The following is a 1,372-nucleotide window of genomic DNA, read 5'->3' on the forward strand; positions in this document are numbered from 1 at the left end:
GCCGCCCCTGTTTGGGACGGCCTTCTTTGAGTCAACGGTTGGGTCCGAGATTATTCGACGAATAATCTCCGCACCCTCGCGCCTTACTCGATGATTTTCGACACACTGTTTTTTGTGCGTCTCGGGATTGTCGAATTCAAACAAAAAAGGGCGTCCCTCGGGACGCCCTTTCTGTCTGATCATTCGCTTGCGCGAATTATTCGATGATCTTCGACACAACACCCGCGCCGACGGTACGGCCGCCTTCGCGGATCGCGAAGCGCAGACCGTTTTCCATCGCGATCGGCGCGATCAGCTCAACGCCGAACGACACGTTGTCGCCGGGCATGACCATCTCGGTGCCTTCGGCCAGGGTCACGGTGCCGGTCACGTCCGTCGTACGGAAGTAGAACTGCGGACGGTAGTTCGCGAAGAACGGAGTGTGACGACCGCCTTCTTCCTTGGTCAGGATATAGGCTTCGGCTTCGAACTTGGTGTGCGGTGTTACTGAGCCCGGCTTACACAGAACCTGACCACGCTCAACGCCTTCACGATCCACACCACGCAGCAGGGCGCCGATGTTGTCGCCCGCTTCACCACGGTCCAGCAGCTTGCGGAACATTTCAACACCGGTGCAGGTGGTTTTGCTGGTGTCGCGGATGCCGACGATTTCGATCTCGTCGCCAACGTTGATCACGCCACGCTCAACACGACCGGTCACAACGGTACCACGGCCCGAGATCGAGAACACGTCTTCGATCGGCATCAGGAACGGCTGGTCAACAGCACGCTCAGGGGTGTCGATGTAGTCATCAACAGCCGCCATCAGTTCCTTGATCTTCTCTTCGCCGATCTCCGGGTTGTTGCCTTCCATCGCGGCCAGAGCCGAACCTGCAACGATCGGAATATCGTCACCGGGATATTCATACGAAGACAGCAGCTCGCGGATTTCCATTTCCACCAGTTCCAGCAGTTCTTCGTCGTCAACCTGGTCGACTTTGTTCATGAACACGACCATCTTCGGGATGCCAACCTGACGACCCAGCAGGATGTGCTCACGTGTTTGCGGCATCGGGCCGTCAGCGGCGTTCACAACCAGGATCGCGCCGTCCATCTGAGCGGCACCGGTGATCATGTTCTTGACGTAGTCGGCGTGGCCGGGGCAGTCAACGTGCGCATAGTGGCGGTTCTCGGTCTCGTATTCCACGTGGGCGGTCGAGATGGTGATCCCGCGCGCTTTCTCTTCCGGCGCACCGTCAATTTGGTCATACGCTTTGAAGTCACCAAAATACTTGGTGATCGCTGCGGTCAGCGTCGTTTTACCGTGGTCAACATGCCCAATCGTGCCGATGTTGACGTGCGGTTTTGTACGCTCAAACTTTTCCTTTGCCAT

At 57.4% G+C, this 1,372-nt stretch carries 1 protein-coding gene; it reads right to left on the reverse strand.

What is annotated here, in order from left to right:
* Positions 1-196 precede the first annotated feature (196 nt).
* Positions 197-1,372 (reverse strand): elongation factor Tu (gene tuf / locus ACRZ94_RS20710; protein ID WP_480656738.1); only part of this gene is annotated, 1,176 nt, incomplete at its 5' end.

Source organism: Ruegeria sp. CH10 (assembly GCF_056537125.1).